This window comes from Gordonibacter sp. 28C, assembly GCF_003339845.1.
Taxonomy (GTDB): Bacteria; Actinomycetota; Coriobacteriia; order Coriobacteriales; family Eggerthellaceae; genus Gordonibacter.
In genome coordinates, this window is the sequence record NZ_PPTR01000006.1 from 140,634 (window position 1) to 158,507 (window position 17,874).

Annotated in this window: 10 protein-coding genes and 1 tRNA gene; 3 read left to right on the forward strand and 8 right to left on the reverse strand. The window is 65.9% G+C overall.

Annotation, left to right across the window (positions count from 1 at the left end):
* Window positions 1–30: 30 nt before the first annotated feature.
* From C1878_RS09475 to cpaB, 5 genes are read right to left on the reverse strand one after another with little or no spacing between them, the layout of a single operon-like run.
* Window positions 31–1,011 carry a type II secretion system F family protein gene (locus tag C1878_RS09475; RefSeq protein WP_114601374.1) on the reverse strand — a complete coding sequence of 327 codons (981 nt, stop codon included), beginning with the start codon at window positions 1,009–1,011 and terminating at the stop codon, window positions 31–33.
* A complete protein-coding gene (locus C1878_RS09480) occupies window positions 1,008–1,988 on the reverse strand; it encodes a type II secretion system F family protein (protein ID WP_114601375.1) in 981 nt (326 codons plus the stop codon). Before C1878_RS09480 ends, C1878_RS09475 begins: the two co-directional genes overlap by 4 nt.
* Complete coding sequence (locus C1878_RS09485; RefSeq protein ID WP_114601376.1) at window positions 1,958–3,283, reverse strand: CpaF family protein; 1,326 nt, start codon at window positions 3,281–3,283, stop codon at window positions 1,958–1,960. The genes C1878_RS09480 and C1878_RS09485 overlap by 31 nt, the downstream gene beginning before the upstream one ends.
* Complete coding sequence (locus tag C1878_RS16890; RefSeq protein WP_241963688.1) at window positions 3,280–4,698, reverse strand: chromosome partitioning protein ParA; 1,419 nt, start codon at window positions 4,696–4,698, stop codon at window positions 3,280–3,282. The genes C1878_RS09485 and C1878_RS16890 overlap by 4 nt, the downstream gene beginning before the upstream one ends.
* Complete coding sequence (cpaB, locus tag C1878_RS09500; RefSeq protein ID WP_114601377.1) at window positions 4,695–5,387, reverse strand: Flp pilus assembly protein CpaB; 693 nt, start codon at window positions 5,385–5,387, stop codon at window positions 4,695–4,697. The genes C1878_RS16890 and cpaB overlap by 4 nt, the downstream gene beginning before the upstream one ends.
* Before the next feature lie 340 nt (window positions 5,388–5,727).
* On the opposite strand from cpaB, the gene C1878_RS09505 reads away from it, so the two are divergent.
* A tRNA-Val gene (locus C1878_RS09505) sits at window positions 5,728–5,802 on the forward strand.
* 90 nt (window positions 5,803–5,892) lie between these two features.
* On the opposite strand, the gene C1878_RS09510 is transcribed toward C1878_RS09505, so the two are convergent.
* Both C1878_RS09510 and C1878_RS09515 read right to left on the reverse strand, forming a co-directional pair.
* Entirely contained in the window at window positions 5,893–6,408 is a 516-nt protein-coding gene (locus C1878_RS09510; RefSeq protein ID WP_114601378.1) for a ferritin, read from the reverse strand.
* A 145-nt stretch (window positions 6,409–6,553) separates the two neighbouring features.
* On the reverse strand, window positions 6,554–7,795 hold the full coding sequence (locus C1878_RS09515) for a hypothetical protein (protein WP_147272929.1): 1,242 nt from the start codon (window positions 7,793–7,795) through the stop codon (window positions 6,554–6,556).
* A 232-nt stretch (window positions 7,796–8,027) separates the two neighbouring features.
* Here C1878_RS09515 and C1878_RS09520 point away from each other — a divergent pair, with 232 nt between their 5' ends.
* Window positions 8,028–11,192: an ABC transporter ATP-binding protein/permease gene (locus C1878_RS09520; protein ID WP_114601380.1), complete on the forward strand. Its 3,165-nt coding sequence runs from the start codon at window positions 8,028–8,030 to the stop codon at window positions 11,190–11,192.
* A gap of 47 nt (window positions 11,193–11,239) precedes the next feature.
* On the opposite strand, the gene C1878_RS09525 is transcribed toward C1878_RS09520, so the two are convergent.
* The gene (locus C1878_RS09525; protein ID WP_199519320.1) at window positions 11,240–13,804 is read right to left on the reverse strand and encodes a LuxR C-terminal-related transcriptional regulator; all 2,565 of its coding nucleotides are present in this window, start codon (window positions 13,802–13,804) and stop codon (window positions 11,240–11,242) included.
* 286 nt (window positions 13,805–14,090) lie between these two features.
* Between C1878_RS09525 and C1878_RS09530 the strand changes: the two genes are divergently transcribed.
* The gene (locus tag C1878_RS09530; protein WP_114601381.1) at window positions 14,091–17,831 is read left to right on the forward strand and encodes a hypothetical protein; all 3,741 of its coding nucleotides are present in this window, start codon (window positions 14,091–14,093) and stop codon (window positions 17,829–17,831) included.
* The last annotated feature ends 43 nt before the right edge of the window (window positions 17,832–17,874 follow it).

Here is a 17,874-nt window from a genome sequence, read left to right on the forward strand (position 1 = left end):
CGTCCCTCGTCGCGAGGGCGCGACCGCCGTCTAAAACCCGTTCGCCAGCTCCAGCAGCACCGGCCCCAGCACCAACAGCAGCATGGCCGGCAGGATGAGGGCGCCCGTGGGCATCATCATCTTCACCGGGGCCTTGGCCGCCCGCTCCTCCATGCGCGCCCGATGCTCGGCGCGCGCCTCGGACGCCGCCGCTTCCAGGCTCTCGGCCAACGACGACCCGAACCTCAGCGACCGCACCGCGTTCTCCACGACGCGCGCGAGCGCCTCCGAGTCGTAGGAGGCCGCCAGGTCGCGCAGCGCCTCGTCGCGCGTCGACAGCCCCAACGACCAGCGCCTTCGAGCCGACAGGCAAGCCTGCGCGAGGGGCGTGGCGAAATGACCGCCGTACAGCTCGAAGCTGCGGTCGAACGACAGCCCGCTGCGCAACCCCAGGGCCGTCACCTCCAGCATCTCCGACAGGTGGCGCTCCACCTCCCGTGCACGGCGCCGTTCGGCGTCGCGCACGGCCCAACGCGGCGCGGCCGCGCCCGCCAACAGCCCGCCCGCGCCGAGCAGCAGCGCGAACTCGTTCGACAGCACCGCCCCCACGAGCGCTCCGGCAAGGGCGAGGGCGAGCGCCAACCGCGCCCGGCTCTCCCGGTAGCCCTCCAAGCTCACCTCGGAAGCGATCCCCGCCTTTCGAGCGTGCTCGGAGAGCCAGGCCTCGGAGCGGCCCATGGAGCCGCCCGGCGCCTTCTCGCGTCGGACGCGCGCATCCGCCGTCGCGTTCGGAGCGAGGGGCCGCGTCGCCCCGAACGCGATGCGCCGGCTCAGGTCCGCCATGTAGCGCACCACCAATCCGGCGCACCCGTCCGTCGCGGCAGCGGCGGCCTCGCCCCCGGCCAGGCGGCCGAACGCCGCGCGCCTACGTGCGGCCGCCTGGCGCCTCCGCGCCGCAGCCCGCCCGAGAAGCGCTCCGGACGTTCCGGCGAACGCGCAGGCAAAAGCCGTCAGAACGCCGAGGCCGTTCACGACGCGGCTCCCGCCGCCAGCACGCGCCGCACGATGCCCACGCCCGCCGCCTGCATGCCCAAAGCCAGCGCCAGCAACGCGTAGCCGGCCGGGCTGGCGAAGAACGGCGCCAGGAAGTCCTCGCTCACCAAGGAGAACACCGCCACCAACGCGAACGGCATAACGCTCACCACCTGGGCCGACAACCGCGCCTGGGCCGTCTGCACCTTGAGCGACCTCTTGAGGGCGAGCTCCCCTTCCACCGACTCGCGCGCGGCGTCGAGCACCTGCTTCATGCTGCCGCCCGTCTGGTGCTGCACGTCCAGCGCCACGGCGACGAACGCGAGCTCCGAGGCGCCGGAAGCCCGCCTGACGTCCTCGAGCGCCCGCGCGGCGCTCCCGCCGGTTTCCAGCACGTGGGCCGCATGCGCGAACACGGTGCGCAAAGGCTCGCTCGACTCGTCCGCCACCTGGGAAAGCGTCTGCTGCAGCGAGAGGCCCGCCTCGAAGCACGTCCCCATCGACCGAAGCACGTCGGGCACCGCGTCCCGCACGCCGTCGCGTCGGCGATCGCACGACGACCGCACGCGCCACCCGACCGCCGCCAGGGCGCACGTCACGACGGCGAGGGCTCCCGCGACGCTCCGCGTCGCAACCAGGGCCGCCAACCACAAAGCCGTGCTCGCCACGACGACGCAGGAAAGCAGCGCCCGCTCGGTGGTGGCGAAGCGACGCTCCTTCAGCAGACGCACCGCCTCGTCCGCGAACCGCCTCACGCGCGCGCTTCCCAGCAGCGCGTCGGCAAGCGGGATCGCCGGCGCGAAGCCGTTGCGCACCCTCCACGCTAGACGCCCGGCACGCGGCGCGTCGGAACCGTGCGCGACAGACGCCGCGTCACGACGGTGCGGAGCGGACGCCAGCAAGCCGGATGCCAGCAACGTCGCGGCGGCGAACGAGAGCGCCAGGCTCAAGCAGCCAAGCAGCAGGCGCGTTTCCATGCGGCCACCTCCTCGGCATCGGCGCAACCGCGCGCCGGGAGGTCGGCCGTCCACGCCGGGGCAGCCGTCCAACGCCCGCGGTCTTCCGCTTCGCCTCGTTTGAACAAGGAATTCACCACGCAGCGACGGCGTTCGCGATCATAGGAGAGCGCCGCGACCTCCGCTACGCGCCGCGAACCGTCCAGCGCACGCGCCGTCTGCACCACCAAATCGACGGCGCTGGCGATGTTCGCCTCTATGACGTCCACGGGGAGGTCGGCTCCGTAGCGCACCATCGTGGTCAGGCGGGCCACCGATTCCTCGGGAGTGTTCGCGTGCAGCGTGGTGAGCGAGCCGTCGTGTCCGGTGTTCATGGCCTGCAGCATGTCGAGCGCCTCAGCCCCGCGGCACTCGCCCACCACGATGCGGTCGGGCCGCATGCGCAGCGCGTTCGTAACCAAGTCGCGAATGGTCACCTCGCCGCTTCCTTCCGCATTGCGCGGGCGGGCCTCCAAGCGAACCACGTGCGGATGCTCCAGAAACCGCAGTTCGGCCGAGTCCTCTATCGTGATGATGCGCTCTTGGTGCGGGATGACGCACGACAGCGCGTTCAAGAGCGTGGTCTTGCCCGACCCCGTGCCGCCCGACACGGCCACGCTCCTGCGCGCCCGTACCGCCCACGTCAAAAACGTCCGCATGGCCTCGTCGAACGATCCGCCGGCCTCCATGTCCTCCAGCGTCATCACGCGCCGCGCGAACTTTCTGATGGTGAGCACCGGGCCGTCCAAAGCCAAGGGAGGGATCACGACGTGCACGCGATGCCCCTGCGGTAAACGGGCGTTCACCATGGGCGACGATTCGTCGATGCGACGGCCCAGCGGCCCCAGCACGCGATCGACGAGCGCACGGAGCTGCCCCTCGTCGGAGAACGCCCGGTCGCTGCGGAACAAGCGCCCGTCCCGTTCGAAGAATACGTTCCGCGGGCCGTTCACCATGACCTCCGTGACGGTGTCGTCAGCCAGCAAACCCTCCAGAGGACCGAAGCCGAACACCGCGTCGACGAGCTCGCCCTCGAGCCGCGCGCGACGATCCGCAGAGACGACGGACCATTCCGAGCCCTCGAACACGCGGCGGCAGGCGCTGCGCACCTCGTTGCGGGCGCGCCCGGGGTTCTCCATCTGCAAGGCCGCCACCTCGTCGGCCGACACGAGCGTCTGCACCTGCTCCTTCAACGCGTCCAGGCCGGGGATCTCCCGCAAGCCGTCGCGCGGCTCTTTTCCGTTTCCCGCTCGCTGCACCCGCTCCAACAAAGTCATGGCCTGCCCCTCCTTCCCCCGCGTCGACGGTTCAGGCCGAACCGCCGCTCCGCCCTCCCGTCGCTCGGTTCCGCCACGCTCAGCGTGCGGCCCTCGCAACCGGGCAGCACGTCCACCAGCACATGCTCCAAGCTCGTGCACAAATCGTTCTTCACCGCGATGAGGTCGAGCGGCTGTCCGGCGCCCATGAGCTCCTCGACCTCGCCTCCCCCTTCGCGCAGCTCCACGGCCGCGGCGCCACGCAGGGCGCACGACACGTCGATGGACGTGAGCGGAGCCCCCTTGGCGCAGCGGTTCGCCGCGAACAGGAACGGCCCCGTGGCGATGCCGCACCGCGCGCACAGCTCGAGCGCATGGCGGCACGCGCGCAGCGACGACGGCCTTTGATCCACCAGGAACAGCGCCTTCGAGCAACGCTCCAACAGCAGCGCATGCTCCTCGGCCCACGACGCCCCCGTGTTCGCCACGATGACGTCGAATCGGGCTTGCAGGTCGTCGAGCAGACGCGGCGCCTCGCGAACCACCGATTCCGCGTCCTCGAGCCGCTTCGGGGCGGCCAGCACGGCGGGCACGAGGCCTTCGGGCGCGAGCGACGAAGCGCGGGCGGGCGCGGCCAGCACCTCGTCCACGGCAAGCGCGTTCGGCACGCCCGCCAGCTCGCGCGCGTCGCCGAAGCGCAAGTCGAAGTCGAGGAGCAGCGTGCGGTACCCCAAGCCCTGCGCGAACAGGGCGGACAGCGTTGCCACCGTGCTCTTTCCCGCTCCGCCGCTGCCGCTCACCACGGGCAGCACGAACGCCTGATGGCTCGCGGCGACCGTCGGCCGGCTCGCGGCCGGCGACGACGCGACGCGGACCGCCGAGCGCGGCTCGCTAAGATCGACGCGCGCATCCGCCCCCTCTCCACGCCGAAGCTCGACCGCTTCCATGCCCCTTCCGAAGCAAGAGGGCGCGGTCGCTCCTCGTTCGGGCCCTGCGCCCGGACGCGACGGCTGCGCGCCGGGCACGCTCTTCGGATCGGCGGCGCGCCCTCCCCCGGCCTCGTTGCGGTCCGCATGCCGCCGCTTCGCCTGCGCGTAGCGCTCGACGAACGCCTGGCGCGTGAGCGATGCGTCGATTCCCGCAGCCGTCGCGCGGCTCATCAGCGAGCCCGTTCCCTCGAACGCCAGCAGGCACACGCGCAGGTCGGAGCGGTCGCGCTTGAGGGCGGCGGCCAGGTTGATGGGCTCCACGTCGTCGCTTCCCGCCACCCACGCCTCGTCCACGCTGCGGTCGCCGCGCAGAAACCGTCGGGCGTCCTCGCCCGACGTGAACAGGCGCAGCCAGTCCTGCCGGGCCAGGTTCTCGCCCGCCAGCCCGATAAGGTCGGGTCGCCGGATGCTCTCCGCATCGGCGCACAGCGCCACGGTCGACGTCATAGCGAACCTCCCGTTCCGGCGGACGACCGACCGTCCGCCTCCCCTGCGCCGTCGGACGCGGGCAGCGCGAAGTACAGCTCCGCCTTGCGCGACGCGGCGATGATCTCCTGCACCGATTCCGGCTCCACGGCCACCGTCACCCACGTCACGTCGGCCGAGGCCGCGCCGTCGGCCCCGCTCGAACTCGTGGCGAGCACCAGCACGTCGCGAGCGACGGCCGCCGTGGACACGTCTCCCGAGGCGTACAGGTCGGCCCGCGCGCCCGGAGCCAGCGCCCCGCCCACGGCCTGCACCGTTTTAGCCGGCACGCTCAGCGCCGCGTACCCCGCAGGCACGTCGATGGACGCCGAGGCCTCGCCGAAGCGCTTGAGCGACACCACTTCGCCGGCCAGAATGGAGGACGTCGCCGTGCGCCCCACCACCTCGGACGAGGAGCGCGCCGCGTCTGCGGGCAGCAGGTCGGCCACCCACAGCTTCGTCTCGACCGCCGCCGCGTCCACCTTCTCGCCCGCGGCCACGTCGCGCCGCGCCACGCACACCTCGATCTGCTCGCCTCCGTACCGGGAGAGCGCCTCAGCACGGGCGGCCTCCGCATCGCCTCGCACGCTTTGCAGGTAGGCGAACACGCACGCCGCGCACAGCACGCCGCAGGCGATGCCCACCGCCGTTGTCGTCTTCCTTCGTTTCATCGCTGCCTCCGCATCTGGGGTTCCGTGCCTCCAGTATGCATCCGCAACCTTGCCGGGGAACCGTCACGGCACCCCACGCGAAACCGCCCCGATCTTGCACGGTTCCAACGCATCGACCGTCCCGACCTTGCATGCGTCCAACGCGAATCCAGCGCGCTTCCAACGGAAATCAAACGAAGGGATTTAAAACCCTGATGGCGTTTAAATCAAAAGCGAATCAGCCTGCAAAAAAGACGCGGTGGAAAACCCGGCGAAACGGAGGATGCGCGCACGAGACGCGTTGCGCGAACCCGCGTTCTGTGGGAGAATGACTGTTCTGCCGCCGCAAGGCGCAGACCACGGGCGATTGGCGCAGCGGGAGCGCAGGTGCTTTACACGCACAAGGTCAGCGGTTCGAATCCGTTATCGCCCACCACGCGCAAAAAGGCCGCAAGCCAGAACGGCTTGCGGCCTTTGTTCGTCAGCCGAAAAACGCGGCCGACCTTCTTTCGAGAAAACCCCGAAGCTACTCGCCTGCGAGCGGCGTGGGCACGGAGTACGCGCGCGCCTGGTATTCCTTGTCCAGGTCGTAGAGCGCCTTGGCGTCGGTGCCGAACAGCTTCATCTTCGTGATCATGTCCTCGGCGTTCGTCTCCTCCTCCAGCTGCTCCTCGATGAACCAGTCCAGGAATTTCATGGTGCGGTAGTCTTTGACGTCGTGGGCGGCGCCGTAGATGTCGTTGATGAGGGCCGTGACGTACTGCTCGTGCTCGAGCGCGGCCTCCAGCGGCTCAAGGTAGGTCGAGAACGTCTTGTCGGGCTGGTCGATGGCCTTCAGCTTCACGGAACAACCGTTGTCCAGCAGGTACTTGCGGAAGATCAGGGCATGGTCGCGCTCCTCGGCCGCCTGGATCATGTACCAGTTGGCGAAGCCCGAAAGACCCTCGTCCTCGTAGTAGTCGGCGAACGACATATACAGGTAGGCGGAATACAGTTCCTTGTTGATCTGATCGTTGAGCAGCTCGTACACATGCTTGTCCATGATTCCTCCTGGGGAGTCGGCCGCGCGCGTTGGCGACACGGCAACCATCACTGTCGAAATCAATGATACTCCCACTCCGCGACAAGGGGAAACGGTGCGCGAACGGCCCTCCAAAAACAGCACAGAGCAGCCTCGGGCGCTCGGATCAGTCCCCGCTCCCAAACGCCTCGGCCAGCTCGTCGTCGCACGCCGCCTCGGCCGTCGGTGCGCACGCTGCCGCATTCGCCTCCCGCCGCCGCTTGGACAAGCGCCACGCCTCGCCTACGAGCACGGCCGCCAGATACGCCACCAGCAGCACCAGGGCAACGCCGCGCGAGACGTTCGATCCCAGCAGCTGGAACGTCAGCATCCCCAAGGCCATGCTGGCCGCGCAGCTTGCGCAGAAAGCCGCGAACATCTTCGAGAAGCCCACCTCGGAGCTCTTCGCCGACCAGAACAGCACCACGAGCCCCAGCACGTTGAGCACGGCGATGCCCAGGTACGACAGCGCCGAGAGCGCCAGGCTGTTGGCCTCCGGGAACAGGACGGCTAGCGCCGGAGCCGTTAGCATGACGGCGGCCGCAACCGGCAACCCCACGCGGTAGAACGTCTCGAGCATGCCTCCCGCAGGATCGCGCACGCGCGACGCCACCTGCCACGCCACGATCGCCACCAGCAGGTACGGCAACGGCTTGGGCACGATCCCCGCACCCAAGCCCGAGGCGAGGGGCCAGAACGTGAGTCCGATGACGAAGAAGTTGAACATGAGGCCGGCCACGGCGGCCCATCCCTGCCGCATGACCTGCCATATGGTAACGCTGGGCACCCAGTTCTCGTCGACGTCGCGCAGGCCCGCCCGGATCTCGTCGGCGCGCACGATGTCGCTGGCCAGCAGCGGCAGGCCGCCGCTCAACACCAGCACGAGCAGCCCCAGGCAGAACAGAAACGGCGACCCGGCGTGCATCATCGCGAACCACCAGCACGAACCCAGCAGGAACGACAGCCCCGTGCTGAACAGCGACCCTTGGAACGTGAACGATCGGTAGTAGCGCCCCCACTGGCGCAGCAGGCACGTCAGCCCGAAGCCCAGAAGCGCGCCCGAGCACACCGCCGTCATCAGCGCGGGCAGCGCGTCGAGGAACAGCGCGAAGCCGACGCCCGCGCCGGCGCTCGCCAGCCCCACGCCAATGGACCAGCGGCGTTGCTCGTCGTCATGCGCCGACACGGCCACGGCCAGGCACAACGTCACCGCCCCTCCCAAGAACGCGCATGCGAACGGCCCTGCGGCAGAGGACTTCTCGAACGCGAACAACAAGATGTTGTCGGCATGCAGGCACAGCGCGATGCACGCGAGCACGCAGGACAGCGCCAGGCTCACCGGTGACCATGCGCGTGCAAATGCCTTCATCGTAAACGTCGTCCCTTCTTCATTCGAACCTCACATTATAGGGCAAGCGAGAGGCTCTTCCGAGGGCATTTCCCAATCGTACCTGTGAAGTGTGTGGTTTTGGATGCAGCTCGGGCGTTCGAAAGCGCATACGCCTAAAATGTTAACCTCAAGCACCTTACGGGTTCATCACACGTTAGCATCGGCGCCCGATCGCCCGCCCCTCGGACTGCCGGAAGCGAAAGGCAGTTCCATGCTCCAGCTGCTCAATATAAGGAAATCGTACACCACCGGCACGTTCACCCAAGTCGCGCTCGACGACGTGTCCATCTCGTTCCGCGACAACGAGTTCGTGGCCATACTCGGCCCCTCCGGCTCGGGCAAGACCACGCTGCTGAACATCGTGGGAGGCCTCGACCATTACGACTCGGGCAACCTCGTCATCGACGGCATATCGACCGAGCAGTACAAGGACCGCGACTGGGACGCCTACCGAAACAACCGCATCGGCTTCGTGTTCCAGAGCTACAACCTCATCCCCCACCAAACGGTGCTGGCCAACGTGGAGCTGGCGCTCACGCTGTCGGGCGTGTCGCGCGCCGAGCGCCGCGAGCGGGCCGTCAAGGCGCTCGAGGAAGTGGGCTTGGGCGACCATGTGGACAAGAAGCCCAGCCAGCTGTCCGGCGGCCAGATGCAGCGCGTGGCCATCGCCCGCGCCCTCATCAACGACCCCGAGATCCTGCTGGCCGACGAGCCCACCGGCGCGCTCGACTCCAAAACAAGCGTCCAAGTTATGGACCTTCTCACGGAAATCGCCAAAGACCGCCTGGTCATCATGGTCACGCACAACCCGGAGCTGGCCGAGCAGTACGCCAACCGCATCGTGAACCTGTCCGACGGCGTCATCCGCTCGGACTCCAACCCCTACGAGCCCACGGCGCAGGAGATGCACGAGAGCGAGAAGCCCGTGCGCAAGACGGGCATGTCGTTTCTCACCGCACTCGCGCTTTCGTTCAACAACCTCATGACGAAGAAGGGCCGCACGCTCATGACGGCGTTCGCGGGCTCCATCGGCATCATAGGCATCGCCGCCATTTTGGCCCTGGCCAACGGCGTGAACAACTACATCAAGTCCGTGGAGGAGGACACGCTGTCGGAATACCCGCTGCAAATACAGAGCACCGGCTTCGACATGACCTCCATGATGCTGGGCGCGGCCACCGGCGGCGCAGGAGGGGGCTCCGAGGGTTCGGACGAGGAGAAGAGCGGCAGCGAGGACTCCGTGCGCGTCGTGGAGATGGTCACGAACATGTTCTCGAGCATCGGTTCGAACGACCTGGCCTCGCTCAAGGAGTACTTCGACAGCGGCGAGAGCGGCATCGACCAGTACACGAACGCCATCGAGTACTCCTACAACGTGGCGCCGCAGATATACAGCTCCAACACCGAGAAGCTGCGTCAAGTCAACCCCGACAAGTCGTTCTCCGCACTGGGCCTCGGCTCCACGAGCAGCTCGAACAGCCTCATGTCCATGTCCATGTCGACCGACATGTTCTCCGAGATGCCCAGCGACCCCGGCCTGTACGAGTACCAGTACGACATCAAAGCCGGCAGATGGCCCGAAAGCTACAACGAATGCGTGGTGGTGCTGACCGGCAACGGCAGCATGAGCGACCTCATGCTGTACACGCTGGGCCTGCGCAACTCCGACGAGCTCGACACCATGGTCAAGCAGTTCGCCGCCGAAGAGGAGGTGACCACGCCCACCGGTATCGAGTACCCCTCGTACGAGGACATCATGGGCGTGACGTTCAAGCTGGTGAAGGCGACCGACTACTACGTGCATGACGACGAGTTCGGCGTGTGGAAAGACAAGACGGACGACACCAACTACATGCGCGACCTGGTGGCGAACGGCGAGGACATCAAGATCGTGGGCGTGGTGCAGCCGGCCGAGGGCGCGTCGGCCACCATGCTCAGCTCGGGGATAAACTACCCGTCCTCGCTCACCGACTATGTGATCGACCAGGCGGCCGACAGCACCATCGTGAAAGACCAGCTGGCCCACCCCGACACGAACGTGTTCACTGGCAAGCCCTTCGGCGAGGAAGACGACGGCGAAAGCGGCTTCAACATGGAGTCCCTGTTCACCATCGACGGCGACGCCATCCAAGCGGCCTTCACCATCGACCAGAGCAAGCTTGCCGTGGACATGTCCAGCGCGCTGAACCTGCAGGGCAGCCTGCAGAACATGCCCGCCGCCCCCGCGCCGAACATGGAGGAGATCGGCGGATCGCTCAACATCGACCTGCCCGTCGACAAGGTTTCAGGTCTCATGACCACCCTCATGGAAGGCTATGCGAAGTATTTGCAGGACTTCAACGCCGGCAACCCGCCTTACATCAAGGACGCGAACGGCAACATCATCGCCAATCCCGACTACAATCCCGATGCCAAGCCCATGACCGCCCAAGAGTGGATGAGCCAGCCTGCGGTGCAGGGTCAAATCGCTGCAGCCGTTCAGGGCATGGTCGACCAGGACGCCCTGCAAGCCCAGCTCGCCACCGCCCTGCAAGGCTACGTCCAAACCACCATGACCACCTATATGACCGCCATGTCCAACGAGCTGCAAACGCAGGTCACCTCGGCTCTGCAGCAATCCATGAACCAGATGGCCAACAACATGGCCTCCGCCATGTCCATCGACCCCGACAAGTTCCAAGAAGCCTTCAAGATGAACATGAGCGAGGACGAGCTCGGCGAGCTTATGATGTCGCTCATGGGCAAAGAGGACGCCTCGTACGACAACAACCTGAAGAAGCTGGGCTACGCCGACTTCAACAAGCCGGGCGGCATCGACATCTACCCCATCGACTTCGAGAGCAAAGAGAAGGTCATCGACATCCTCGACGCCTACAACGACCGCATGACGGCCGACGGCCAGGAGGACAAGGTCATCACGTACACCGACTTCGTGGGCACGCTCATGTCGTCGGTCACCGACATCGTGAACATGATCAGCTACGTGCTGGTGGCGTTCGTGGCCATCTCTCTGGTGGTGTCGTCCATCATGATCGGCGTTATCACGTACATCTCGGTGCTCGAGCGCAAGAAGGAGATCGGCATCCTGCGCTCCATCGGCGCCAGCAAGGGCGACATCAGCCGCGTGTTCAACGCCGAGACGCTCATCGTGGGCTTCGTGGCCGGCACCATCGGCATCGGCGTGACGGCGCTGGCCTGCATCCCCGCCAACGCCATCGTCTACGCGAACTTCGACGTGGCGAACGTGGCCCAGCTGCCCTGGCAGGCCGCCATCGTCCTCGTGGGCATCAGCATGCTGCTCACGTTCCTGGCCGGCCTCATCCCCTCGAGCGCCGCCAGCAGGAAAGACCCCGTGGAAGCGCTGAGAAGCGAGTAGCATCCACTCCGTCCTGAAGCAAGGGGCGGCCCGGTGTCGCCCCTTGCTTACTCTATCAATCCCAGCTCGCGCGCCTTCAGCACGGCGTCCATGGCGTTGTGCACGTCCAGTTTGCGGTAGGCGGCCTCCGTGTGGCTCTTCACCGTGGACAGCGACAGGCCCGTTTCCTCGACGATGTCGCCGTTGCAACGGCCCCGGGCAAGCAGCGTGAGCATGAGCGCCTGCTGGCGGGACAGCTTGACGGGCTTCTTCTTCGGCACGACGTTCGCCGTCACGCCCGCATGGCGCTGGGCGGCGGCATGGGCGGCCAGCAGCAGATCGTGCACGTAGGCGCGCGTCAAAGGGCCGTCGTACTCCGGCATGGATACTTGTTTGAGCAGGCGTTTGAGCACCGGCTCCACCGAAGCGCCCTCGTCGGCCACCACGCGCACGAACCCGAAAGGAGCAAGCGCCGCGAGCGCGTCCGAAAGCGCGTCCGCAGCTTCGGCCTTCTTGCCGTACGCCCACAGAAGCGACGCTTTGAGCGCACCGGCCTCGCCCACGTCGAGCGGGCGGTTGAACTCCCGCCCGAACCGATCCAACAAATCGATGACGCCCAGGGCTTCCGCCCGATGCCCCAGCGCCAGGTGCGCCCGCGCCGTTGTGAAGTGCTGGGACACGCGGTACAGCTCCACCCGGTCGACCTCGGTGACGAAGAACTCGTCGAGCCAGGCGCGCGCGACGCGCTTGTCGGCGTCGAACAGCGCCAACTTCGCCCGGTGCGCCTTGAGGTTCGGCAGGAAGAACGGCGCCTCGCGCTCCACCAAGCCGTCGAGCTCCTCCAGCACGGCATCGGCCTCGTCCGCGCGGCCCAACTGCCAGAGAATTTGCTGATGCATGACGGCCACGCAGATGCGGCCCTCCACCTTGTTGTCGGGAACCATGGCGGTCCGCACGCGCTCGATACCCTTTAGCGCCTCGTCCAGCCGATTGCGCTCGTAGGCGAAGCACGCCGGAAGACCTGGCTCGATGTAGCGCCACTCCTGGCCCAGCAGAAGCGAGAAGTTGCCCTCCAGCTTCCGCATACTATCCTTTTCCAGCGCCAGGTCGGAGTAGTCCAGGTTGCTGCGATGCATGTAGGGCAGGTTGTGCGTGAACGACGCGATGTTCGTGGCCAGCCCCTCGGGCGTGAACCGCTTGATGAACCGTCCGAACGTGCGGAAGTGCCTCACCTTCTCCAAAATGCCCGTTCGATGGTCCACGCTGTAAGCCAAAAGGGCGTATTCCATGAACCGCGAGTCGGCGCGGGCGATGCGCGGAAGGTTGCGGTACACCGCGTCCATATGGCGTTCGAACAGCTCGCGGCGACTGGTGAGGTAAGCGTGCCACGCCCCCAAGACGTGCAGCGGCGGGCATTCCTTGAAGGCGCGCTCGGGAATGCCGGTCACGAAGAACGTGTTGAGGAAGTCGGCGTACTCGGCGACGTTGCCACGGTTGTTTTCGAACAGGAACAGCAGCAGGTAAGCGTCGATACCGCGGTAGTCGCCGCTTTCCATCCAGAAGCGCAGCGCGCGCGAATAGTCGCGATGCTCGCGATAGTACGCGGCGGCGGCCTTGCACAGCGTCGACCGGTCGACGCCGTCCGTCCCGGCCTTCTCGCGCAGGAAGTCCTGGAACAGGTGATGGTAGCGGTACGTGTCGCCGTGCAGGCGGCTGAGGAACGTGTTCGTGCGGTTGAGCTCGTCCATGACGGCGCGAGCGTCCTCCCGTCCCGTCAGCAGCTGGGCCAGCTCCGGGTCGAACTCGTCCACCACCGACGTGCGCAAACAGAAATCGCGCAGAGCCGGATCCCACGCGTTCCATACCTGCGACTCGAAGTAGCTGGCGAACAGGTAGAGGCTGCTGCCCGAATCGATCCGCCCCGTTTTGGCCACGGCGGCAACGCCGATGGCCCAACCCTCCGTGGCGACGAACGCGACGCGCGACTCCTCGGACGTGAGCGTGCGCCCCAGGCTTTTGAAGTAGCGCCGTATCTCGTCTTCGGTGAAGCGCAGGTCGTCGACTCCGATAAGCTGCGCCGGCTCCCTCACGACGCTGCGCAGCTCGTCGGGCAGCTCGTTGCGCGACAGCAGGAACACCGAGAATGCGCCGGGCAGGCGCTTGAGCACGGCCGGCAGCGCCTTCATGATCTCGCGGTTCGTGACAAGGTGCACGTCGTCCAACACGAGCGCATGCTGTTCGGCAGGCGGCAGCATCTCGGCCAGCATCATGATGACGTGCTCGACGGGAGATGCGGAAAACGACGGGCTTGCAAGGATGCGGCGCATGCCCTCGTTGTCAGGCTGCACCGAGAACAGGCCCGTGGCCAGCAGCTTGAAGAACACCGTAGGCGCGTTGTCGTAGCGGTCGAGGCCGATCCACACCACCTTGCGCTTGCGAGCTTTCAGCCACAGCAGCGTCGAGACGGTTTTGCCGCTGCCCGCCGGCGCCCCCACGTAACCGAATCGCAGGGCACTGGCGGCGTCGAAGCAACCGATGAGGCTACGGCGTGGCGCGCACACCTCCGGCAGCGCCGCAGGCGTGAACTTATCGCTCAGCAGGAGTGCGCTGTCGATGGGGGCTTCCTGATCCATGAATCCGACTCGCTCTCTTCGCATTCGGCGTGGCAGTCTTTCCTCAGGATAGCAAAGCATCCGGCAGAACTTCTGTAAAACCCTCGTACCGGCCGATGTTTTCTTTTTCCCGCAACGCGTATCGTGGTGTCGGATAATCCTAAAATCAGGAGGATTGATCATGGCAGACGGCACGAACCGCTTTTCCGCACCGAACCGCCTTCGCAACGCCCCTCGACACCGTTCAGCAAATCGAAACCGATGTCGAGGCGCCTTCGCCTGCTTCGGTCGCATCGCGCTAGCCTGTGTGCTCGTGTTCGGCCTTTCGGCCGCCCCCATCACATCCTTGGGACGTGCGTCGCAAGCACACGCCGATCCCAACGACGCAACCAGCGCGCCCAGCACTTCGGAGCCTTCGCAGGCGCTCGCCAAGGCGGGCGAGACCGACGAAAATACCGAGCCCGACGGCGAAAACAACCTCCCAGCCGCCCCCGACGGCGACATCGAGCCGAACGAACCATCAAAGCCCGCCATCGTCGCAACCTCTGACGACGACCTGAGCAGCGGGCCCGCCGTCCGCGGACCCGCCGAGTGGGCTATCGACAAGCTGTTGGACATCGGCTTCGACCTCGTGGCCACGGCCGCGCTCGACTCCCTTGGCAATGCGGCGGACGCTTCGGGCAACGAGGACCTCGTCAAAGTCGTGGACTTCGTCGACGGGATTCTCGGCGGCAGCGCGAGCATCGAGCACGAGTGCGACAAGATACTCGGCGCGGTCAACGAGCTGAGTCTGCAGATCACCGATCTCGAAAACCACATCGACGCGCAGTTCCTCGAGTTAGAGCGAACCATCACCCTCAACCAGATCGAAGAACAGCGCAAGCAGATCATTCAAATGAGCATCTCGGTTTACGCGCCGGCGCTCACCGCCTACACCGCGTACATCCAGGCATCGAAAGACTATTCGGACGCCATCGGAACCACGAACGAAGCGCATCGCCTGCAGGATGCGCAAACCAAAGAGCGCGCGCTGGTGAAGGCCTTCGACGATCTTAATTACCGAAACGACCTCACCACCGTGGAAAACTACGGCGTGAACATGGGCAGCTACACGAACCACCGCTACCTGTACTACCTCAACCAGTACGCCGATGAGACGCTCGCGTTCGACCACCAACGCTTTGCCCTGCTCACAGCGGGCATCAACGACGTAGCCACGAACCTTGGCGTCATCACGTACGTGGAACGCCTCGAATACGACTACTGGGCGGCGAAGGCCGCCAGCGACCCGAACGACGTCGCGCTCCAGCAAAAGGTGCTCGACCTCGAAAACGAGCTGACCACCAACCTCGACCGCGTCGTCCGCGACATCAACTACGTCTCCTCGGAATACGCCAACAAAGACAACGCGGCCGATTGGCCCCGCACCGACCTGCTCACCCTCATGCGTCCCTACGACTTCGAGACGAGCTACTCGTTCAGCTACCAGCCGTCTTCGAGCAGAAGCTTCGACTATTACCACTGGGACGACCATTACGGCTACCAGACCCGTACCTGGCACTACACCGCCGAAGCGAAAAAAACCACCCAGACGATGAAGGCCTATCGCGCAAGCGTGGGCGGTCAGGTGTACCTCGTGGTGGACGGCGACGTCGGACTCACGTACGGCTCGAGAACCGGCGACGTCATTCACGGCATGCGCTATTGGGAGAAGATATCGGAAGGGTTCCTGCCGATCTCGAACGAGTACGTCGGATTCCCCGATCAGGACTTCTACAACCTCCAATCGACCGCCGACGGAGTGTACAAGATGCCGAAGGACTTCTCCCCGCTCGCGCCCATCGTGCAGGGCAACAGCTACAAGAGCTCGGGCGGGTCGCTGGTCGGCCACCTTGCGAAAAACGGCATGAGCTCGCTTGGATCCGAGGCGTACGTGGTCATGAACTCGTATGTCGAGCCGATGTACCCCACGGGCGCAATCAGGCAGAACCACTACACCACGTTCTACTGGTACAGCACCCTCATCCCCACAAGCGGCGATTATTCGAATTCGAAGGCCTCCCTCACCGCCGAGGACACGGCGCCGGACTCACGCCTGCTCGCCGTGCTTGCGCAGGAACCGAACAAGCGCGAAGCGCATCCGCTCCACCTGGTGACCGAGGGTAGCGGCCTCGCCCTTGCGGCGACCGACCTGTCGGGGAACGCCCTGCCCGCCAACGTGCCGGCCGGCACGCGCGTCAAGCTGACCGTCACGGCGGCGGATACCGCCGCGCTCGACGCGCTCGTGCTCAAAAGCGCCGACGGCGACGTGTTGGAAACGTTCGCCAGCGCCGACACGGCGAACCTCGTGACCGGCGGCACGAACAACGCCGTGTTCACGTTCACCATGCCCTATCAGGAGGCCTCGCTCGTGGGGACCCCTGGCAAGGCCGAGCCGAACCCGCTGCACTTCGCACAGGACGCCGACGGCGCCTATCTGGTGAGCACGCTCGACGACCTGGTGAAGGTGTCCGCCGCCTACGATCAGCACGCGGGCATGTACCGGGGAGCCACCTTCCGCCTCGCCGACGACATCGTCAATGTGCGCTTTCCCTTCCCCGTATGGTCGACCCCTATCGGCACCGAAGACCATCCGTTCGCCGGCACCTTCGACGGAGCAGGCCATGCCATCGGCGGCTTCACCATGAACATGGAAACCGGCCCGCTTGCAACGCAGAAATTCGGGGGCATCTTCGGCGTCATCGACGCGAGCGCCGTCGTGCACGACGTCGCGGTCTATGCGATGGACTACCGGGGCAACGACGCGAACCACACCATCGGCGGGTTGGCGGGAGCCAACTACGGCATTATCGACAACTGCTCGACCGGCTCGGCGCAAACCGGCATCACGGTGGACCCCAGCCTCACCGATCTGACTTTCCTCGATCCCAGCTACCTTCCGCTCATCAACGTGACAATCACGGGATACGACGCGGGCGGGCTCGTCGCCTACAACCGCGGACAGGTGATCAACTCCTGGTCGGGCGCCGATGTTTCGGCTTCGGCGAACGGCGGCCACGGAGGCGGCCTGGTCGGTTATTCGGACAGCGGCTCGACGGTGTGGAACAGCTACGCAATGGGACGCGTACGCAGCGGTCACAGCGTGGGCGGCCTCATCGCGCGCAGTTACGCCGACGTGCACAACACCTACTACTGCGGCAGCGAGGTGACGGGGAGCATCCGAGGAAGCTTCATCGGCGAGAACCATCACGACGTGTTCTCGAGCTTCGTGCGCAAAGACGTGGTATCGAAACCGTTCGGAACCGGCTACCAGGGGGACAGCCCCGACGCGAGCCTAACCGTGATGGAAAACGAAGCCATGGCCTCGTTCCTACTCGAGCAAGCCCTCAACAAGGAAGTCGTCGGCAACATGAACTTCTGGACGTGGAACGCGGAAGAAAACAACGGCTACCCCTATCAGCTGAAGGATCCGATGATCCAGCGAACCGTCACCGACGAGGCGACCGGCGTCACCCTCACGGGAACCATGCACGCCGCCGCCCAGCTCGCCATCGCCCCTCTTAGCGAAAGCGACGTCGAACGCCAAACGCTGTACCGGCATGCGCTTGACAACGGGCTGCTCGGCGCGATGACGGCAAGCTACAACGCCTTCCTGCCGGTGGTGGCGAAGAAGTCGGGGCAATCGCCCCTTGAAGGAACCGTCACGCTCAGCTTCCCTCTCGCCGAGGGGCAGCGCGGCGGCACCGTCAAAGTCCTGCAGCAGCACGTGGACGGCGTTACGACGCTCGACGCCCTTGTGAAAGACGGCAGGGCGTACGTGGAGATCGACGCGCTCACGCCGTTCGCCGTCGTGACGTCGACGAACGACGCGGCGCCGTCCGTTCCGGCCGGCAACCCGGCGTCGCTCGCCCCCACAGGCGACGCGATCGACCCGTACACCCCGATGGTGGCCGCCGTAGCCGCAATCGCCGCGCTGGGATGCGCAATGACGTTCGTTTCGCGCGCATCCGCGCGCGCAAGGCGACAGGCTGACACGACGGACGAATAAGGACATAATTACGCTCAACGCTTTTTTGCACCATTGAAGACAT